Below are 20097 nucleotides of genomic sequence, written 5' to 3' on the forward strand. Positions count from 1 at the left end.
GTTCATCGGTTCATCGGTTCATCGGTTCATCGGTTCATCGGTTCATCGGTTCATCGGTTCATCGGTTCATCGGTTCAGAGCGGTCGCTGCGCTCTGGCGCAGACAGCGGCACTTACCGGCTAAATCATTCTTACAATCTGACACCCGGCCTCAGGCCGACCATCGCGCGTGGATCAATTGGCGGTCTGATCGCGGTTTCCGGATCGGATGGCCTGACGCGATCGTCTCCGACCATTGTAACGCGCGATATGGCTGTCACCAGTGCGCGACTAGCTGCAACCACCCCGCACATTTTATCACGATCAGAGCGGACGGCGCGAAAGCAACGCGGCCGACCCCTGACGGCGGTTCGCTTCTGGTTAAGGCTGGGGCAACACCTCCGGCCGGTGCCAAAACATCAATTCCTGCAATTGTGCCACCCAACTGACTGCCTGACGGGCAGGGCGGTGCCTTGCCTCGATTGTGCTCAATATCCTCACAGGAGAGTTTCACAATGACAGACCAATACCCCAGCTTCCAGCCCGACCATCACTCGCTCAACAAACATGGTCGGGATAATTGAGAAGGCAATTGTTTAAGCGCGCCAAGGAGAAAACAATGCGAGAAATCACTCGGGAGGTACCCGAGCAATTGAGTTCGTCGGTCCAAACCCGATATGGCCCGTTTTTTATCCCAAACGGGAACGACCTTATATCGGAATCGTTACGCAAGTATGGTGAGTGGGCTCAATCCGAGCTTAATATTCTTTGCGATTTTCTAAAAGATGGAGATACAGTCGTTGATGGCGGAGCATGTTTTGGAACGCACTCACGCGCGTTTTCGCACGCCGTTGGTTCGAACGGCCAAGTCATCAGCTTTGAACCCATTACCAAGAACCGCCAGTTCCTACAACTAAATGCAAACGCCTCCCCGGCCGCCAACATCGATGTGAGGGCAGCCGCTTTGGGAGCACAACCAGGTACAGGCCAAGTTTCCCAGGCTCTTGAAGATAATGCGGGGGCCACCAGAATAGCGGCATGCGAAACAGGTGGTACAGTTACTGTGGTGCGCCTCGATGACGAGGTTCTTGGGCAAATCTCCTTTATTAAGCTTGATCTTGAAGGGTCTGAACTGGAAGCATTGCAAGGCGCGAATAGAATTCTTTCTCAGGACCGACCTGTTGTGTTTTGTGAGGTATTAGATCTGTCCTCCGGGGCGCAGATATACAAGTATATGTCTGAGCGAGGGTATGTTAGCTACGGTCTGATCACGCCGGCGTTTCGATCTGAAAACTTCAACAAATCGGAAGAGAATATTTTTTCTGATGGTGCCGAGTGCGGTCTGCTTTTTCTGCCAGCAGAGAAGTTAGAATTGTTTTCAGGACCTATAGAGAAGCACCTCTTAATTGAGATCAAAACACTGGATGACCTAGTGTTGTTACTACTGCAACAGCCTCAGTATTGCCAAACAACGCTTTCAAACCAAAGCGCGGCTTCCATCCTGGAAGTTCCCGATGCGCATTTTGAAGCGCGTCGCCGAGAACAGGACCTCAAACAAAAGATAATTAAACGGGACGCCCTTGTAACGGATCTCGAACAAAAAGTACTAAGCAACAAGAACAAATTGTTGGCGTTGCAAAACAAGGTTTATTCCGAGGCTTCGGAATTGGTGCCTTTGCTGGAGCAGTGGAGAGAAGAAAACGACTACACGGTTCGATTGGCCAAACGTGTGCGTAAGTTACCATTTGCATTGTATTTCAGGATAAACGCCAAACATCGCCGTGCTACTAGGAACCTGCTAAAGTCAACCGGCGGGCCGCAGATCGCGCTGGCCAAGTTGGGGGCGTTGCGAAGTTTGCTAGGTGGTGGCCCGCTCTCTGAGGCTGGGATTGCGATCCCGACGGGCGGATATCGGGCAAAAGTCATAAACATGATTGCTTCTCGTAGTTCGGAAGCGATTCTGGCTCCCTTGCCTGAGCTATCCGAGCCCGTGCTCAATGCGCCCGCAATTGCCGACAGGCTCGCTGAGGGGCGCAACCAAGTTGTACTTAGCATAAGCCACGATAACTATCGAAAAGTGACCGGTGGCACTCAAATTTGCATTCAAATCGAAGCGGATCGTGCCGACCAGGCAGGGATGGATTATTTGAATATTCATCCCGTTCGAACTTGCAACGCTCTGTTGTCAAACGCAGAAACAGAGGCTGCCGTCTTCCGTCTGGTGTTGAATGGCGAAAGTATCGGGGTCGCGCGTTATTCCGAATTAATTGCCGCTACTTCCGACCGGATCTCAGCTGGTCAGACCTTTCAGTGCGTCATTCACCACCTGTTAGGCCACTCGCCTGAAGCTGTGGCGCAGTTGCTTGAAGCGAGTTGTGATGGGAAGGCGTGCTATTGGTTACATGATTTCTTTGCTGTGTGCCAAAGCTATAACCTGCTGCGAAACAATCTCAGTTATTGCAACGCACCGGATCCGGCCTCACAAGGTTGTGCGATTTGCAAATATGGCAACGGGCGTGCCACTCATATGGAACGCTTCCGGGAGTTTTTCGAACGCATTGAGATCACTGCACTGGCACCATCTCAGGTTGCAGCAGACATTTGGGTTAAAGCCTGTGCGTATGAACTACACAATCTGATTGTCCAACCTCATACGGTACTAAAGAGCGAACCGAGACCTCAACCACTGCCTACAATAGATCATAGTACGAAGACCGCAGTGAAAATTGCATTCGTAGGTGCGCCAATGCTGCACAAGGGATGGAACGAATTCAAAGCGTTGGTAGAGGCCGAATACCTTAATCCCGACATGGAATTCCACTATTTTGGCAACACGGATGTGAACCTTAGCATTGTCAAGCATAGGGTAGATGTAAGGGCAAGCCAATTCCCTGATGCAATGTCAAGAGCTCTGTCGGTAGCGGGGATTGATTTGGTAATTCACTTCGCACCGTGGCCGGAAACGTTCTCGTTGACGACGGCCGAAGCTTTGACAAGTTCAGCCTATGTTGTGACACACAGGCAATCTGGCAATGTTGCTAATCTTGTTAATTCAACGGGCCGTGGAGTAGTGTTGGACAGCGGCAAAGACCTCGTCGCCTGGGCAAAAAGCGATGCTTGCAAGAAGCTGGTTCAAAAATCCCGCCAGCGGCGGCGCGAGGAGGTTTTGTCATCTGAATACAGCGATATGGCGATCCCCCACCTTATAAAGATGAGCGTAAAATGACAGTACACGCGTATACAAGCTTTTCATTTAGCTATCTTAATCGGGCACGCGTTTTGGCAAGTTCGCTTAGGCGTCAGCATCCAGATTGGGTTATTTGGGCCGTTTTGACGGATCATCCTCCAAAAGGCTTCGAATTCTCCATCGAAAATGAAGACTTCGATCGCTTGGTGACCGCCGATGAATTGTACGGCGAGTCGACCGAACCCTGGTTGTTTCGCCATGACATCGTGGAGGCGTGCACCGCTGTCAAAGGGCAAGCGCTCAAGTATATTATGGGTCAGCGTGGGGTCGAGAAAGTCATCTATTTCGACCCGGACATTGCTGTCTTTTCCACGATGCAACCCGTTGTCGAGTTGCTGGATAATTGGTCGATTGTTCTGACCCCACACCAGACCACTCCCGACACTGAGGAAATCGCGGTGCGCGACAATGAGATTATTTCATTACACTACGGCACCTATAATCTTGGGTTTCTTGCAGTCCGAAATGATGAAGAAGCACGTTCTTTTGCCGATTGGTGGACGGAACGCCTTAACACATGGTGTTATGATCGCCTGGATATAGGTGTTTTTGTAGATCAGAAGTGGTGCAATCTGATCCCCTGCTACTTTGACAGTGTCAAGGTATTGCGAGATCCTGGATACAACGTTGCCAGCTGGAATCTGAGTAAAAGAACGGTGTCGGTTTCCACCGATGGGGACCTTTTGATTAACGGTGTTCCGTTGCGGTTTTATCATTTTACCAAACTTGGATCAATTGGGGACACAATGACCGAAAGGTATGCCCGGGAAAACTCAGAGGTTTACGAACTCTGGGCATGGTATGAGCGCGAAGTTATTCGCTTCACTGATCATGCGATCCCCTCTGGTTGGTGGTATTATGGCGTCTTCCAAAATGGCGCAAAGATCCCAAAAGGTGCCCGAGAACTATATCGGGACCGCGAAGATCTCAGGCAAAGTTACCCAGATCCATTCAAAGACGGCTATCAGCGATGGCTCGAGAAAAACACTGATCTGATGCGCAATTGACATTTGCACCAGGTTTTAAATGAAACGATGACCTGGCGCATAAGTAATTCAGAAACGCATCTCTTCAACGCGATGGTAGGTTGATGACGCTTCTACCTCGAAAGACTGTCACGCATTTGATTCGGGCGATGCTTGGGTTTTTGCGACGTGCAGAGTTTAGGTTTTTGTATCTTTTCTTTAGGTGAGCGTGATGGAGATTGACTTCCAGCCAAACCTCTTTTGCCCAGACTGCTAAAGTAGACCATGATTCAGATGATGAACCATTGTGATCCCAAAATCGGACGCTCCCGTCTGGAGCGATGCAATAATAGTCGCCATTGTCTTCACAGATTGGAAGCCAATCTTGCGGCACACCAACCTTTCGACCTTCATCGACCCCGACACGGAGATCACCATATTCTTCTAGAAGTTGTTCATTCAATGTGAAGGGAGAGATATAGCCAACGAATGCGTTGCTGACCGTTTTCAGAAGCAACTTGTAATCGTCAGGAAAAGTGAAACCAATAGCTTGCTCATATTTCGCTATGAGAGCGTCGTCTGGCAAAGGTTGTTTACGCGCATTTGGGTCATCAATCAAATCGATTTCATCGATAACGTCTTGAAGCAAAACAGTCATTCAAGAATTCCCTATGGGTTAAGGAAGTCATTTGGGCCCAGAGTATTAGCGTAGTTTTGCACATATTGAATCGCCGCATCGTATTATCCTGGTTGATCAATTTAATCATCATTGCGGCATACTATCTTACAGAGCTGCTTTTATTGATGAAAGAAGACGACTAGTTGCAGGAGAAATGTTGAGCTAAACCTACTGCGCGGTCTATATAGCCCCTTGTCACGTAATTCACGAAACCAAGGCGATCTCCAGCCTCAAAACTGATCTGATAGGATCGAAGGCGTGCTATGTCTCCAAGAACCGCCAAGGCCCCCAGGTGCCAAACTGCTCGCGCTCCCGGAGCATCTGTCGGCAAAGAGGCATTTGTTTTCAATCCAGCCTCTAGATCTTGTCCCTTAGCCCACTGAATTGATTCACTAGATACTTGCCGAACATGTTCTTCCAATACTTCAGGAACTTTCATCCGTATGCCTTTCCAAGCTCGAATCAGCGGAGTGTATCCAGCCCCATCACCGCTTATTTCCGAGCAAGCCTTGGAAAACGCATCCGTTGACAATGAAAGCATAGCTTCAAGCTGTTGCGCATTGCTAAATTTTCGCACGCCATAGATGATTTGAATCGTTCTGTCTGGCAAATAGAAGTGGGTAAACTTGTCTCCCACCTCATCTGTGTGTGTTTCCCACCCTAAAACCTCTAGTGTTTTTGTCACGTCTGCCGTTTTCATTTCTGCGCCCCCGGAAAGTTACGAACTTCAATGGGAATACCATTCGGATAACCTTGCTCGCGCAACGGAACACCCGGCTTCAATCCAAAATCAGCAGCCACCTGTCCACGTGGAATCGAACTGCCATCTCGGATTTGTGGATAGATCTGACTTTGACGTATTGTCAAATCTGCATTCCCAGTTTTGACCTCAATAATGGCTAGCTTGCCATCAGGTGTTTCGTACACAATATCCGGGCGACAACGGCCTGTACCGCAAGAGCTACCAAAAGAAATCTCCCGGTCCGAAACACGGTAGCCTTGATCTTCGAGCTGAGTCTTTAGATCATTCGTCATCTCTCTGTGATGATTATAATGATCGCGGATTGTGATACGCAGTCCGTTGTGTGATGGAATGGCCTTCCCGATTTTGGTGGCGCTTCCTGCAGGGATGACAAAAGTTGCAATCGTTGCGCCGCCTTTGATCGCATCCTGAACGCCGGTTGGCAGCTCATTCCAGGTTCCGCTTACAACATTGCCTGTCGCAGTATCCACATAGCTGATCGCGACATTTGCGACTTCGCCTGTTGCGACAAGAGCGTCAATGACGGCTGCAGTTTGTTCCGGGAAATGCTCGGATGCGAACGAAAGACCTTTTTCCGAGCCCGCAGCGGCCAACTCTGATAGCAAATCCTCCCCGCGCCCGATTGTTTGCAAACCATCAATCGGGTTGCCTTTCCCGGTCAGTGTGACGTATCCAGCTGCGATCAATGCGCCAATGCAGATTCCTCCGCAGAGTGCATTGTTTTCAAAGCCTGATTCCGCCACGAGAGCGCCTACATTGACATTTTCAGCCTCACCGCTGGAAAACAGGAAGCCCGCAAAGGCTCCGATAAACTCAGCTGTGTCCGTGTACTCTTCTGCATTCAGATGCCGGTCCAACTCTTCTGTTGTGCCGGCATAAAGGCTTTGGGCTATGCCTCCGGCCGCACCTGCGGCACAAGACGCCCCTTGAGCCTCCGCCGCTGCACACCCAGCGATGCCATGCAGGAACGCATGTGGAACTGACCCTTCATCCAATCCGAGCCGTCCAATTTCAAACTGTGCATCTGCAAGAGTCAGATTTACGGCAGTCGTCACAACTGAAGTAGTAAATCCGTCTAGGAAGTCCGTGTCGTATACGGCAGTGTTCAGGCCGGAAGTGATCGCGGCATCAAGCGTCCCTTCGAGCACATTAGCGAAGGACAATCCATTTGTTGTACCAACGCCGAATACCGAATCTTTAGCCGCGTCTCCGAATTCCACACCAAAATCGAACCAGTCTCCTTTTGCGCTTTCCAGATTGATCCCGGCAGTCAGACCTGCGGTAACACCTGAGAATGCAGCTGTTTTGAGGATTTCTTCGAGATCGAAATCACCAGAGACAAAACTATCCAGCGTCGAAACAGTTGCACTGGATATCGCCGCTGACATTCCCGTTCCAAGTGCTGTAAGCTGAATACCTGATGCTGCTGTTGTTGCGGTTGTGAACCCAGCAATAGACGTTGTTGTGGTTGCCGCGCCTGCTGCAGCGGCAGCACTCTGGCCGATGTGAACGACCAAGTGTGGCGCTATATAGGCAGCAATGGCGATCGCAACGAGGGCTTTGAATGCTGGCGAGAGCCGGTCATTTTCTTCGTAGAAATACTCATCCGTCAGGTCCTGGCTGATCAGTTCAAGCCTGTCGATGGCCAGAAGCTCCTCGGGGTAGAGATCTTGTGGGTCGGGCGCATCGACACCTGCCGTTTGGTACAGGACCAACTCGGCATCCCCGCCGATGTTAAAACTCATGCCTTGCCCAGCCAGCAACTCGGTCAGAACGGCAGTTTCGGTAAAGCTGCTCTCCTCAACAGTGGTCAGAGTGACCAGCCCCATGTCGGTCTCGAAGAACTCGGAGCGGTGGCTGTCGATGGCTGCCTGAACCGAGAAGTCACCCCCGGTGGTGATGTTCAGGTTTTGACCTGCGGAGAGTGTTGCTCCGACCAGAGTGGTGTCCTTGCCAGATACGATGCTCAAGTCCAGCGCCGCCAGGGCGTCGGTACCGGTATTGATGTGATCGACCGTGTACACTTGGCTGGACTTGCTCAGCAAACCACCAAGGTAGCCCCTCTCTTTCGTGTGCGATTCCTGAAACACATCGGTGTAGGTTCCGACGAGGATGTTACCCTCGGTCGCAGTGAGGTTGATGTCACCAGAGGCGCTGGCAAATTCCGTCCCTGCGGTGTTCAGGTCACCCGTCCGGGCTAGAATGTTGATACCGCTTCCGGCGTTTATTCCTACACCCCGGTTCGTGACGGATAAGTACGCATGCGTTTCCCTTTTTGTTGCCAAGAAGTTGCGGCTTGTCTGACGAGTTTCAGAACGTTCGATCTGTTGCACAGCCGTTAGGATCACATCCTGTACGGCAGCCAATTCAACCTCTCCACCCGCATCAATCTGCGTACCGACCAGAACTGCATCACCGCCGGCGCTGGCGATGAAGTCTCCGCCGGTCGTCAATTGGGTGACCTCTGCTTTTACAGACAGAGTGTCTTCACCGTTCTTCTCATCGCCTGCGCTGTATTCAACACTGCTCTGCTCGGCGAGCAGATAGAGGCTACCGCCCGCCGTTAGTCTCGTGTCACCAACGACTTGCGCCTGAACACCAGCCAGCATCATATCGGCAGAGGAAATGATGGATAGGTCGCCACCGACCTCAAAGCGGGACGCGAGGTTCTCGGTGATTTTGGTGACGCTTGAATTGGTGTAATACTCTTCTGTTTGCGCCAGACCTTCGATAATGACGTTACCCGCAGCAAAAATCGATGTGTCAGAACTTGATCTGATCACCAGGGCTTTGCCGGAGAAATCTCCGCCTGTGATGATGTCGACAAGGTCGCCACCAAGTTCGGTGTCCTCTAGGGTAATGTCACCAAAGGATGTCAGGGACAGGGAGCCATCTTCGGCAATCAGAGATCCACCAGAACCGGTGATCTGACCAGCATTGATCGTCAGATCACCGCTGGTCGAAGTATTGGCTTTATCCAACGACGCGAGCAGCCCGCTTTCAGACAAGCCGAACCGGTCGCCAAATCCGTTGTTGAAGTTAAAACCTGATGTTTGGACAGCGTTACCACCCTCATATCTGACGCCGTCGCTTTGATATCCGTTCCATTCCGTTGGTCGGTCTATGTTCTGAAACAGTTCATCCTGGATTTGCAGCCGATCTACGAGGTAGTCTGAGGCGAGAAGATCTTCAAAGGAAGCGAGGATCGTACCAAAATTTGTTCGTCCTTCGCCAATAAGACTGTCGAGTGACGCGAAATCTCCAAGGTCGGGCTGGACCGGGTCCAGCGACGGCAAGTTCACTACATCCGGTTGAACCGGTGCCAATGCTGGCAGGTTCAGGACATCCGGTTGTACTGGCGTCAGGGATGCGGCCGCAACAACGAGATCAGGCAGAGACGCCTGGGTTACGATGGGGTTTTCTCGTGGAGAAACAACACTTGAGGTTCCAGAGATAATGTTGGCATCGTTGTGAACAGTCGTGCTGTTGATGTTGACGGCTCCGCCCGCCAAAATCATACCTGTTGCTGCGTTTGTGCCATCTGCCTCTGCCCGATCCACCGGAGAATAAGAAACAGTCTCCGTCCTGCGTGTCAGGCACCCGCAGCCATTGTCTCCTCCTAAGTTCTCCTCGACCGTTTCCTGGCGTGTGTAAGTTGCTGTATGAGTAACCTTGTCGTCCTCATATGCTCTGTTCTCAAAGCGGGCACTTTCAATTTCCACCCCAGCCTCGGCGGAGATCAGCCCTGCATCGTTAATGACCGTGTCCGCCTGGATCGCAATCCCTGCGCCGGACAGAATTTCCGGATTAGCGCCGGACTTGGTGATTGTGCTGCCTGAGCTCCACGTCACGCCTCCGATGTTTGATCTGACACCATTGAAATCGAAGATTGTAGCGCAACTGCCCCCGAGTGCTGCCCCCGAATTGTTTTGGCGACTTTGGCTACAGCTGGATAATTTCAGATCAGCCGGATCAATAAAGACGTTTTGGGAGAGTGTCTTGTTGTCCGGGGTGCCCGCGAAAACCTCAACACTTGACGGCGAGGGCTCAGTCACAATGCTGTCGAAACGATTGTCAAAGGTTTCCGCCTCGATAGCCAGACCACCGTCTGCTTCAATGCGGCCGGATTTGTTGAGGACGGTGCCGTTGCGAGCGACCAGCTGCATTGTCTCGCCGGACTTCAACAGACCGCTGCGGTTGTTCAAATCCGAACCACTGCGTAGCTGAAGGTCACCGCTCGCTTTGATTGTACCCTGGTTTTCCAGGTCACCGCCGAGATCGAGCAGGAGGTCTCCGTCAAACTCAACTCTTTCTGATCCGGCGACATTAAGCCCACCCGTTTCCAGCGTAATCGCAAGACCATCGCCTGCGCGAAGTTGATCGAAATGGGCAGTTCTGAGCCCTCCGCTCACTGAGGCGGACTCAAACTCCAGTACCGACTGCCCCACTGCCAGGGCTTGCGCATCAAGGGTGGTTTGTCCTGAGACGCTGATATCGGTGGTGCGGGCATTGATTTGCCCCAGCAGGTCCATACCTCCCGAACCGACAGTCAGGTCAGCCAGTTGACCCGCATTCAGGCTGCCATCAATGACCGCTCGATCCGTTGCCGTGACCTCCAGTTCTGCGACGGCTGCAACCTGCGAGCTGTCCCCGGTTTGCACACGATCACCGGACAGGGTGACGGACTGCCCGCGAGATCTACCTGAATGCTCCAGCGCGCCATCTCGGGCTTCGATAGAAACATTGCCCTGTGCTTCTGCTTGCCCACCGATCTTTGCGGTTGCCCCGGAGAAGATGATTGATCCGGCCACAAGCTCGGACGTGTCTCCGGTTGCAACTTCGGCAACCGCCGTGAGAGTGGCCTGGTTCTGAACCGCGGCCCGCCCGATAAAATCGATTTGGGTTTGGGCGTTGACATCGAGTGTGCCGGCCACCAGTTCAGCTTCATCCTCAATGGTGACCGACGCCCCGGTTGATGTAAGTGCAAGCTTTGCTCCTGCAGCCATCTCGCCGTCGATGAGGGCCTGATCCACTGCTGTTAAAGTGAGACCCTCCACAGCAGCGATCTGAGACGTATCGCCAGTCTCAACGCCGTTGCCAATTATCGAGACGCTTTGCCCGCGCGACACGCCGCTATGCGTGACCGCGCCATCGGTGGCCTCTATCGTCAGTCCTTCAACGACCCGGACCTCACCAGACAGCTGCGCAGAGGCTCCGGTGAGCGTTACACTGTCGGCCAGAAGCTCTGACACTGCCCCGGTAACAAGCTCGGTTCCGGCTGACACGGAAGCTATCTCAAGAGCGGCAGCCTTGCCATCAAAGACAAGACGCGTCTGTGCCTCAATATCCAGAGACCCTGCCAGAATCTCGGCACTCGTTTCGACAGCGACCCCAGCCAAGGTGGATTTGAGCGTAAGCTCTTCCCCGGCGACAAGCTCTCCGCTGATTTCTGCTTGCTCTGTGGTAGTGATGCGCAAATCGTTCACTGCGGCGATCTGCGATCCGTCGCCGGTTTGAACTTCATCACCTGTTATTGTGACGTTTTGCCCACGGGATATGCCCGTGTGTTCAGCACTCCCGTCTGTCGCCTCAATAGTCAGGGCTTCGAGCGCCTGAGCCTGACCTTCGATCCGAGCGTCACGTCCAGTAAGAGCTACAGACTCTGCAACAAGTTCCGAACTGACACCTGTCACAAGCTCGGTTCCGGCTGTCAGCGACGCCGTTTCAAGGGCAGTCGCCTTGCCATCGAAAGTCAGCTGCGTCAGCGCATCAACGTCGATGGACTGCGCGAAGACTTCGGAGTTGCCGTCCAGCGCCACGGCAGCACCGGTTGACGCAGCTACAAACGCCTCACGCGCGACAATTGCGCCCGAGATGTTCAGCATCCCGGCACTTTCGAGATGGATCGCGCCCCCAGCTGCCTGACCGTTGAAAGTCAGGTCGCCGTTGCTGGTTCTGATGTCGATGAGGTCACCACTCTCGGATGTAATCGCGCCTTCGAGAAGGATTGGTCCCTGATTGCGGATCTCTACACGGTCTCCCGCGCGGATTTGGGGCGTATGGTCACCTGACGATGCACCGAGCATAAGTTGGCCATCGGCGCGCAGTGCGATATTGGTCGAGGATGCCATATTTCCGTGAAGACGCACCCCCACGCCGTCCTCGGTTGCAATCAGACGGATCGCATTGGCGTACATACCGCCCAGGGCTGCAACGTCCACGGCCAATGCCGGGGTCACACCTTCTCCGACCTGTTCGGTAATTCCGATCACCGCACCGGTTTCCGGATCGTAAGACCAGTTATAGTCGACCTGGTTGGCTCCAGCGACGACATTGAGTTGATCTGCACGCATCTCACCGTAGATCGCAGCCGCTCGCGCAATCACGTCGACGCGGCTGGTATCTGTCAACGCCAGCCGACTTTCCGGGTTCAGACCCTCAGCCCCGATTGTGACCGTGCCGCGACGTACATCGAACCCCGTGAGGGCACCATTGCCGCCAAATTGAGGTCTTCCGGTGGTTAATGTGGCGCGGCCAGTATTGATGAATCCGCAGCCGTTGCAGGTAATCCCAAACTCATTGGCAACCACCACATCCATGCGCCTCCCGGCCACTTCCAGAATGCCATTGAGTTGGGCTTGATTCCCCCCGACAACCTCACCGATCCAAAGATTGGCTTCTTGCCCCGGTGTCAGGTTGCCGTTGCCCTCAATGAACCCGCCCAACTGCGTGTTGGTGATCGAGGCCGAGTTGTTCAGGATCAGGTCATCTGCCTGAAAGTCAGTGTAGACATCGTGGCTGACGCCACCACCATTCGGGGTCGAGATGTTGACGACTGTTGTGCCGTTCAGCGACTGATCCACATGTGGGCGCGGACCCGAATTCGGCCCAACATGCTGGATGTTTTGCGCATGGAGTAGGGCAGGCTGCACCGTCAGCGTCAGTGCCAGGACCGAAGAGATAACTTGTTCGAAAACACGTCTACGCATGGCTACAACTTCCCGAAAGAAAATGAGGGGTAAAAAGATTTAAGAGCACGTTCAGGAAGTGTTGAACCCGAATGCGCTGCTTCTCGCCGTGCCTTCTCGGCAGCTTGCAGACGCAAGCGCCTGTCTGCTGGGATGCGAACGCGCATCCGGTCAACATTTGCCTTTTTAACTCTCTGGAAACACCTCATCAGAACTGCGACCTCAGGCTAACACAAGCTTGCTGCAAGGCGCGGCGCTGCTCACTGGCTCAAGGTTACAGCAAATTGCGGAACCGCGGGTCGGTGACAATTTTATTGAGACCGCTTGCCAAGGCTCTGTTAAAGGCATCGGCTGTATTATTACATGCCGCTGCGGCGCTGAAACTGGTTGTGAACTTGTGGATGGTTCTCGTGTTGAAGCCTGCTCCCTTGGCAGAGTCAACTTTTAGTCCAAGCGTCCATTGACCTACAACGGAATCCGGTTTCAGTTCGGTGATCTCTACATTGATCGGGATACCACTAGCGCTGTAAATATCTCCTGCAAGGAATTCGGCCTGCAAAGCCTGCTTAACAGCAGTCGCAATATCTACGCCGCCGCCAACATCAATAGGCCCTGCCAAACGGCAAGTTGGACGCGCATTTACACCTTCGGCGACTGTGACTGTGCCAACAGATGCTGTCTTTCCAGTCGCTGCGATCGATTGCAAAGCAATTACATTTGACGGGCTACTTTGGTACTGCGACGGTGAATAGCTATCGCAGCCGGCAAGTATCAAGCCAACAGCCGCGGACAGTGCAATTTTTGAAGTCATTGTTTTATCGTTTCCTTATCGTTTTTCGATGCCGTGGTTAGTTTGGTATAGCCAAGCGCTGTAAACAGCTTTGATTCCAACAGTTTGCCCAGATTTACACTGTCATTCTGAAACTCCATTTTGAAACTGACATAGCCAACAGTCGTATCGGACTCGAAAGCTGGATTGGTGTTTGGCGGAGCCTCATCAGGCCGACTCGACGCGCGTGCCACCAAACTTCTCCAAGGTGACCTGATTGTTAACCATGAATTCTGTGCCCACGCTGAAACCAGCCAGATGATCCGGTGACCACCGTCGTACGACTGAGGGTTTGACATAACCAAAATCGAGGCCAGCGTTCGTGAGTGGCTCGAACCTTGGCGCATTGCAGGCTCCCCATAGTATAGAAACCTTGCTCTCCTTCTTTGGCCAAGTCTCGCTATCCACTGCAACACCCTCTCAAGGGGGTGAGGGCGGTCGATGGGTATATGGAAAGGATCGCCCACCAACACGCCAATGCTCAAACCGTAGAGCCAGATCGCTATAAGGAGAAATACCGATGCACTATTTTAAGATAGAAATCGGCTATGGAGATGTGCCGCTTACCAGAAATGCGCCACTATACCCCGTGCCGAAAAGCTTTAAGTTGATGAACTGAAACGGTTCTTGACGACAATAGTCCCACTACTTGCCTATTTAATTCTCCGAAAGTGTTTTGTTAGAACTGCAACCTCAGGCTGGCATACCCAACGGTCTTGTCAGACTCGAAGGCTGGGTTGGTGTTGGGTGGGGAGTCATCAGGCCGGCTCAACGCGTGTGCAACCTGCATCTGCAAGGTAACTTGATTGTTCACTATGATATCCGCACCCAAGCTGACACCAGCCAGATGATCCTGTGACCAACGGCGCAAGGCGGAGGGCTTCACATATCCAAAGTCAAGGCCTGCGTTCATGAGCAACTCGAGCCTTGGCGCTTTGTAGGCACTCCATTCGACCGTATTGTTTAGGTAAATCCCGGTTTCGCCATACAGGCTATCGTCGTGAAAGCCCCGAACCGTACTCCATCCACCGAAACCGAACTGTTCAATCCCCGGCAGGATGTCGTCCGAATACTGCCCGGACAGCGTTCCTCGATAATTCAGTCCGCTATTTCTAATAGGGGCGGAGAAATCTGTGCGGAGCTTCACCAGACGGAACTCCTGATCGATCACACTGCGTTCCGGAATCTCAGCCCCCAGGGCATCAAGCCCAGCCTTCAAGCCAAGGTTCCAGAAGAGCCGTCCCGGTCCGATTGTCTGTTCACCCCTAAGACCCAATGAGGCAATCGTCAGGCGTTGGCGTTGGCTGGTAATCTCGATGTCATCGATCGAGGTTTTGGTTCTGTTCAGTTTCAGGTCACCATAGGCATAAACCTTAGAGGTCTGATTCCGCATCAACAGACGCTCCGTCAGCAGGATCAGGTATTGGCTGCGCCCCTCAGTGACAAAGGACTGGTCTATGCCTTGGGTGATAAACCGATAATCGCTGGCCCCCAGATCTGCATTGAACAGCCAGTTTCCCAACGGGAGACCCCAGTTGACGGAAACAGAATCCGAATAGCGTTCCCCACGCTCTTCAAACGGCGTGGTGGTGATCCCGATCCTCAACTGGTCATTGAGGTTCAACCCGTTGTCGAGACCAAAGGTGCTGGTGCCTTTGATCCGTCCCGTGGATTCAAACCCTGAGTGGTCAAACAGGAAATCCAGATACCACGGACGTTGATCCTGCACATCAATCTGGATGAAGGACCCGCCTGGGGATTCTCCGGGCACGAGCTGGAACTGGCCGCTTGCCGACCGGGGCGCATTGATGTTCTCCAGGCCCTGTTCAAGGTCTCGCAGATTCAGAAGATCTCCTCGTCCGGTCGGGAAGGCAGCATTCAGCCGCGCATCCGCTGGTTTTCCGGTTCCATAGACATAGCCTTCGATGCGACCCGGCACGATGGTAATTGCCAGAGACCCATCTGCAATGTCCTGTTCAGGGACATAAGCACGGGTCGTGATAAAGCCCAACTCCTGATAGAACGTGTTGATCTCGTTCAGTGTCTGCGCAATGTCTGCTGCCGTCGCACAAGTGCCGACCAGATCACGATAGCCTTCGGGCTCACGCTTGAAAGCTTCAAAGCCTTCGAGGTCAATACTGTGGATGTCGAAACAAGGGCCACCCGGGGGAGGGGCATAGAGGTCCGCGCCAGCGGTTTGATCCTGCACCACATCTTCACGTTCTTCGAAGTCCCGGCGACGTTGCTCCTGATCTTCCGTCTGCTGGGCTTGTTGTTGTTGGATATCGTTGCCTATGCGCCGTAATTCATCTGCCGAGATACCCTGCGCCAGCGTCTTGCTCACAAGCCACCAAAAGACAAGTATAAAAATTAAGAAGATAAAATCCTGAGCTTTTTTCCCCATCAATTGGCACTCGCTCAGCTTAGCCGTTCATACGCAGCAGTGAACCCGTACAACGAAACCGGGAAATCAACAGCCTTGTCGCGCGCCGTCCAGACCCGGGCCCTTACTTCCAGCCCTTTGCGAAAGGCTGACAAGACATCCCCGTCCATGCGAAATCCGGCGTGACAGCCAAGTTGGTCGCAAACTTCGTAAAGCACTTTGAAGGGTCGACGTTTGTCTACGTTCAACTCAATACCAGGAGCCAGATAGACGCCAACGGGAACTGTCATGACGGCATAGCTTTGGCCCGTGTCTTCATCTGTAGATACGCTCAAAAGGAAAACAGGCGGACCATCCTCCCTGGCGGCAACACTTTGCACCATCTGACAAACTCTGCTTTGCGCTGCGGGTTGGCACAGAACACGCCAATCCGAAAACACCTCCTCCGTGGGCTGGAACTCTGTTACTTGCGCCAATGCCGTCGAGTGGAAGAGGCCGAGACCAATACAGCTGGCCAATCGGCGCAACGCATTGCTATTCATGCGCATTTAAACATGTACTTCACACTAACATGCGTCGTGTTTACCGGAAAGCTTGCCGTCTGTACCATTTGGCCGATAGCCGGGTTCCAGGTCTGCTGTGTGTATGTCGTTTGTTTGTTGAAAGGTTCCGAAACAGATCGGGACGTGATGATCGCGGGCCCCACACAAATCTCGTTGAACGCGTTCTGACTGAACTTGTCCTGCTGAGCTGCACGGTTCTCGCGAACTTCGATTGTCGCCGCAAAGCTACCGTCGCTAGTCGGAGAAACGCCATATAGCACCTTAAGCTGCTCAGGTGACGTCTCTGTGCAAGCGCCCAGGATAAATAGAAAAACGGCAGAAACCTTGTGGATTGTATTCATGGTTCAAGTAACCAGTTTGGTATGCTTAAGAATTTGAAATCGGTTGCACGCTCTACGGCCCATCCTGATCCAGCGGTGCCGCTTCCCACTCGCGGGCAAACTTCTGCGCTGCCTCCAGATCATCGCGATCCAATTGAGTGCTTAAGGTGTCTCGGAGAATGCGGGCCTCATCCATACCCCGTGCAGACGCCAGGTTTGCATAGCCATGCGCTTTGATGAGATCCCGTTCCACGCCGTTTCCTGATTGATAGGCTTTAGCCAGCTCGAAGAGACCCAACGGATTGCCAGCTCCTCCCGTGCGCGAAAAGTTTTCGACAGCAGTCTCATAACTCTGTTCAACACCTTCGCCATCGCGATAGGCCTGACCCAGGTAGTTGATTGCCGCCACGTGGTTCTGCTCAGCGGCTCGCTTCCAGTAGGTCACGGCCTTGGCAGTATCTTCGTCAATTCCTTGCCCATCTGCTAAAAGCAGCCCGCAGTTAAACGCGCTGTTGGCATCGCCGGACTCGGCCGCCGCACAAATCAATTCCGCTGCGCGCTGGTAGTCTTGAAGAACCAATTCGCCATTCAGATACATCAAGCCGAGCCGGTTCTGCGCGAGCGCGCTCCCCTGATCGGCCGCCGCGCTATAGAGCTCGACAGCGCTGCGCATGTCACGCTCAGTTCCCAGACCCATTTCAAACAGACGCCCGATGAAGAACGCGCCGTCCGCGTCACCGTCGTCAAAGCCGGCCTGAAACTCCTCGACCGCGCCGGAAACATCGCCAGCTTCAAGGGCAACTATGCCCGCTGGAACGTCCGCAAGTGCAACGCACGCGAGAGATACAGACACCGCTCCGCAATAAGCGGTCTTCAAAATGCGCATTTCGTAACCTTTTGTTTATGCGTTTAGCAGGGGAACATTAACTGTTTACGTCTCGCTTCCCTTTAGTCACTGACCTGGAACCGAAAATTCAGACGATGCGTGACGCGGTTAGGCAAAAATCCCATCCACACCGCCGCGTCACGCTAGCGCCTCAGGGAGTGTCGATACTTATCGGCCATATTGCGCCCGGGAACCAATACTGAAGCGCTATTTTAGTATACCCAAAAGCTATCGATAGGCGATTGGAGGATTGCTCTGCCAGCTTGTTTGGGACTGGTTCGAATTTGTCTGACAGCACCACCGCCCCCAAAACATATGGAACGTAGAACAATCCGGCGCGGGATGACTGGTTTGCGTTTCTAGGTGTGCCCATAGAGCATTCAGCCGACCCCCGGTCTTAATTACCACACGCCTCGTATTGAGGTTTTTGAGAGTGCAGCCGAGCTTTACGACACGTTGGGTACTCGTCGACACCTACGATCATTCATGGTGCAATAGCGACAAATGCGATGGTGCAGACTATTCTACTGCACACTTTAACATCGACACTGGTGAAGAGCTTCACGAACCCCCAGGCTCGTTTAAGTACATTCCCAAAGCTAAAGCCGATGCGCTCTGGGCCGCTGAGAGAGAAAAGTGGATGGCTGAGTGCGCAGCACGCAAAGAACGGGAAAAACACATCTTTGAAATCGAGGAGACGTTGGCGCCAGCCCACCTGTCGTGCAGTTCGAATTAACGTTGCACGACCGACGCGCGCGCAGATCGGTTCAAGCATCGCCCAGATATCGTCGACGACGTCCGCGAGGCTCATGTCTTCGATCTCGGTGGCTTCGGAGTAGGCGCGCCACTGGGCAGACTTTGTCGCGTCGCTGGCAAATGCCTCGGACAAGCCTGGCGGTCGTTCTTTCGGCACTTCCGTTTGACGTCGCTCAAAGGTTTTCTCAATGCTGGCCTGCAATTCGTCCATATTGAGATCGACGGCCTTCGGCAGCGCCCATAAGTTGTAGTAATCCTTCATCCGACCATTGATGATACCGAGTGTCACGATGGCCTGGAATGTCTCAGCGATGACCGTTTCGGGGGAGTAGGCGCGCACCGCTGCCGAGGGAAAGTCGAGCAGTGAGCCGTAGTCGAGCTTTCCAAGCGCGTCTCCGAACCCGACATCGATCGTGATCGGAATCTGCGTCTTTTCGAGAAAGGCAGTCGTCTTCAGGCGCATGCCGCCGTAGACCTGATCGTCCCTGATCGGTGCTGCTGTAAGGTTGGCGTCGTCAAAGATCAGGCCGTCATCTGCGTCGATTGCCAGAATCTCGGCAATGGCCGCCTTAAGGGTTTCCTCGTCCTCAGCACCGAACGACAGGAAATCTACGTTCCTGGTAAACCGGCCTCTGTCCTTGGTCCAAAGGGTCACAAGCATACCGCCTTTCAAGACGAAGCGGCCGGCACACCGCAGGAATTGCACAAGTGCGATAAAACGGGCGCGGTCACCTCATTGGTTCCGCTGACGATCGAGAACCGCCTGTTCTATCGCAGTGCTGACACCGTGATCGAAGATTACCCTCGTCTCGCGCCCATGCGCAATGCAACCTCCGGTTCGGTCGCATTGATCGCTACCCGGCCGAAGCAGGTCTACGGCGGGGAGGGTGAGTTGGTTCTTGAGCGGCGGATGGTGCGTCCAGCGAAGAAAAGCTTCCTGACCGAAGAGGCGTTTGAGCGGTCAAACTGGGAGCCCGTAAATACTACCACGTTTCGGGCTCTTTGGGATGCAGAGGTTGCCGAGCTGCCCGATACGGAGACACGCCAACTTCATCTGCTGACCGGGTTGATCCTGCCGATCTGGACGGAGATTCCGGGTGACAATACTCGCATTTATCGGGTGCAGCCGGAGGAGGGGCCTGCCTTGCTCGGCCGCGCGCTCGATGAGACCCAGGCATCAGTTCTGCGCGGCAAGTTTATGGACCTTGATGCGGCTACACCAACGGACATGCTCCGGATCGTGTTGGATACGGATCGGGCCGTCGAACTGGGCAATGCGTTCAGCCTGAAACGCCGCCGCGTGGCCGGGCATCAGCGGTTGGAACTCACCGGAGTTTCGAAAGACAGCCTACCCTGGCTCAAGTCGTTGGGTTGCTTTACCGAGATCCACCAGTACCAGCTCCGGGTGTTCGTGCCAGCAGAACCAGAAGACCAGGCGCTGCGCGTTCTCACTGCAATCCAATCAGGCCACGCTGTGGACGAGCCAGGCGTGATTGCAGCCGAATGAGGCCCAAGAGACCCGGAGGTGGCATTTGTTACTGCCTCCGGGTCAACAAATCCTCCGGTTCAGATATCCGGTCACCACACGTTCAGGCAGGCTTTCGGTTTGCCTATCAGCCATAGTTATCGGCTATTCCACAATAGTGCATCAGTATTGGCTTTCCATCCCCATATGGCCGAAATCTAACCATACCCCCTTGGTTACAGCGTGGCGCGGTATGAACGGGGGTTTAGCTCTGACCGCGTCACGCACCCCAATA

General features: G+C 53.4%; 12 protein-coding genes. 3 read left to right on the plus strand and 9 right to left on the minus strand.

Annotated features, from left to right (window positions below):
• Positions 1–597 precede the first annotated feature (597 nt).
• On the plus strand, positions 598–3204 hold the full coding sequence (locus Q1B13_RS25885; RefSeq protein ID WP_299085622.1) for an FkbM family methyltransferase: 2607 nt from the start codon (positions 598–600) through the stop codon (positions 3202–3204).
• Positions 3201–4232, plus strand: coding sequence for a hypothetical protein (locus Q1B13_RS25890; protein WP_299085620.1), 1032 nt, complete (start codon positions 3201–3203; stop codon positions 4230–4232). The genes Q1B13_RS25885 and Q1B13_RS25890 overlap by 4 nt, the downstream gene beginning before the upstream one ends.
• A gap of 64 nt (positions 4233–4296) precedes the next feature.
• Here Q1B13_RS25890 and Q1B13_RS25895 read toward each other — a convergent pair whose 3' ends face one another.
• The 9 genes from Q1B13_RS25895 to Q1B13_RS25935 all read right to left on the minus strand — a co-directional run bounded on the left by Q1B13_RS25895 (position 4297) and on the right by Q1B13_RS25935 (position 19043).
• Positions 4297–4848 (minus strand): SMI1/KNR4 family protein, encoded by a 552-nt coding sequence (locus Q1B13_RS25895; RefSeq protein WP_299085619.1) that lies wholly within the window; start codon positions 4846–4848, stop codon positions 4297–4299.
• 160 nt (positions 4849–5008) lie between these two features.
• Entirely contained in the window at positions 5009–5569 is a 561-nt protein-coding gene (locus Q1B13_RS25900; RefSeq protein ID WP_299085617.1) for a hypothetical protein, read from the minus strand.
• A complete protein-coding gene (locus tag Q1B13_RS25905; RefSeq protein WP_299085615.1) occupies positions 5566–12621 on the minus strand; it encodes a DUF637 domain-containing protein in 7056 nt (2351 codons plus the stop codon). The genes Q1B13_RS25900 and Q1B13_RS25905 overlap by 4 nt, the downstream gene beginning before the upstream one ends.
• 253 nt (positions 12622–12874) lie before the next feature.
• Positions 12875–13411: a hypothetical protein gene (locus Q1B13_RS25910; protein ID WP_299085613.1), complete on the minus strand. Its 537-nt coding sequence runs from the start codon at positions 13409–13411 to the stop codon at positions 12875–12877.
• Entirely contained in the window at positions 13408–13623 is a 216-nt protein-coding gene (locus Q1B13_RS25915; protein WP_299085611.1) for a hypothetical protein, read from the minus strand. Before Q1B13_RS25915 ends, Q1B13_RS25910 begins: the two co-directional genes overlap by 4 nt.
• A 485-nt stretch (positions 13624–14108) precedes the next feature.
• Positions 14109–15773 (minus strand): ShlB/FhaC/HecB family hemolysin secretion/activation protein, encoded by a 1665-nt coding sequence (locus tag Q1B13_RS25920; protein ID WP_299085609.1) that lies wholly within the window; start codon positions 15771–15773, stop codon positions 14109–14111.
• Positions 15774–15847: 74 nt separating this feature from the next.
• Positions 15848–16360 carry an invasion associated locus B family protein gene (locus tag Q1B13_RS25925; protein ID WP_299085607.1) on the minus strand — a complete coding sequence of 171 codons (513 nt, stop codon included), beginning with the start codon at positions 16358–16360 and terminating at the stop codon, positions 15848–15850.
• 408 nt (positions 16361–16768) lie between these two features.
• Positions 16769–17581, minus strand: a complete 813-nt coding sequence (locus Q1B13_RS25930; protein ID WP_299085605.1) for a tetratricopeptide repeat protein — start codon at positions 17579–17581, stop codon at positions 16769–16771.
• A gap of 484 nt (positions 17582–18065) precedes the next feature.
• Positions 18066–19043 (minus strand): nucleotidyl transferase AbiEii/AbiGii toxin family protein, encoded by a 978-nt coding sequence (locus Q1B13_RS25935; protein ID WP_299085603.1) that lies wholly within the window; start codon positions 19041–19043, stop codon positions 18066–18068.
• Positions 19044–19073: 30 nt separating this feature from the next.
• On the opposite strand from Q1B13_RS25935, the gene Q1B13_RS25940 reads away from it, so the two are divergent.
• Positions 19074–19844 carry a hypothetical protein gene (locus tag Q1B13_RS25940; protein ID WP_299085601.1) on the plus strand — a complete coding sequence of 257 codons (771 nt, stop codon included), beginning with the start codon at positions 19074–19076 and terminating at the stop codon, positions 19842–19844.
• Positions 19845–20097 lie beyond the last annotated feature (253 nt).

Source organism: uncultured Ruegeria sp. (genome assembly GCF_947489545.1).
Lineage (GTDB): Bacteria > Pseudomonadota > Alphaproteobacteria > Rhodobacterales > Rhodobacteraceae > Ruegeria.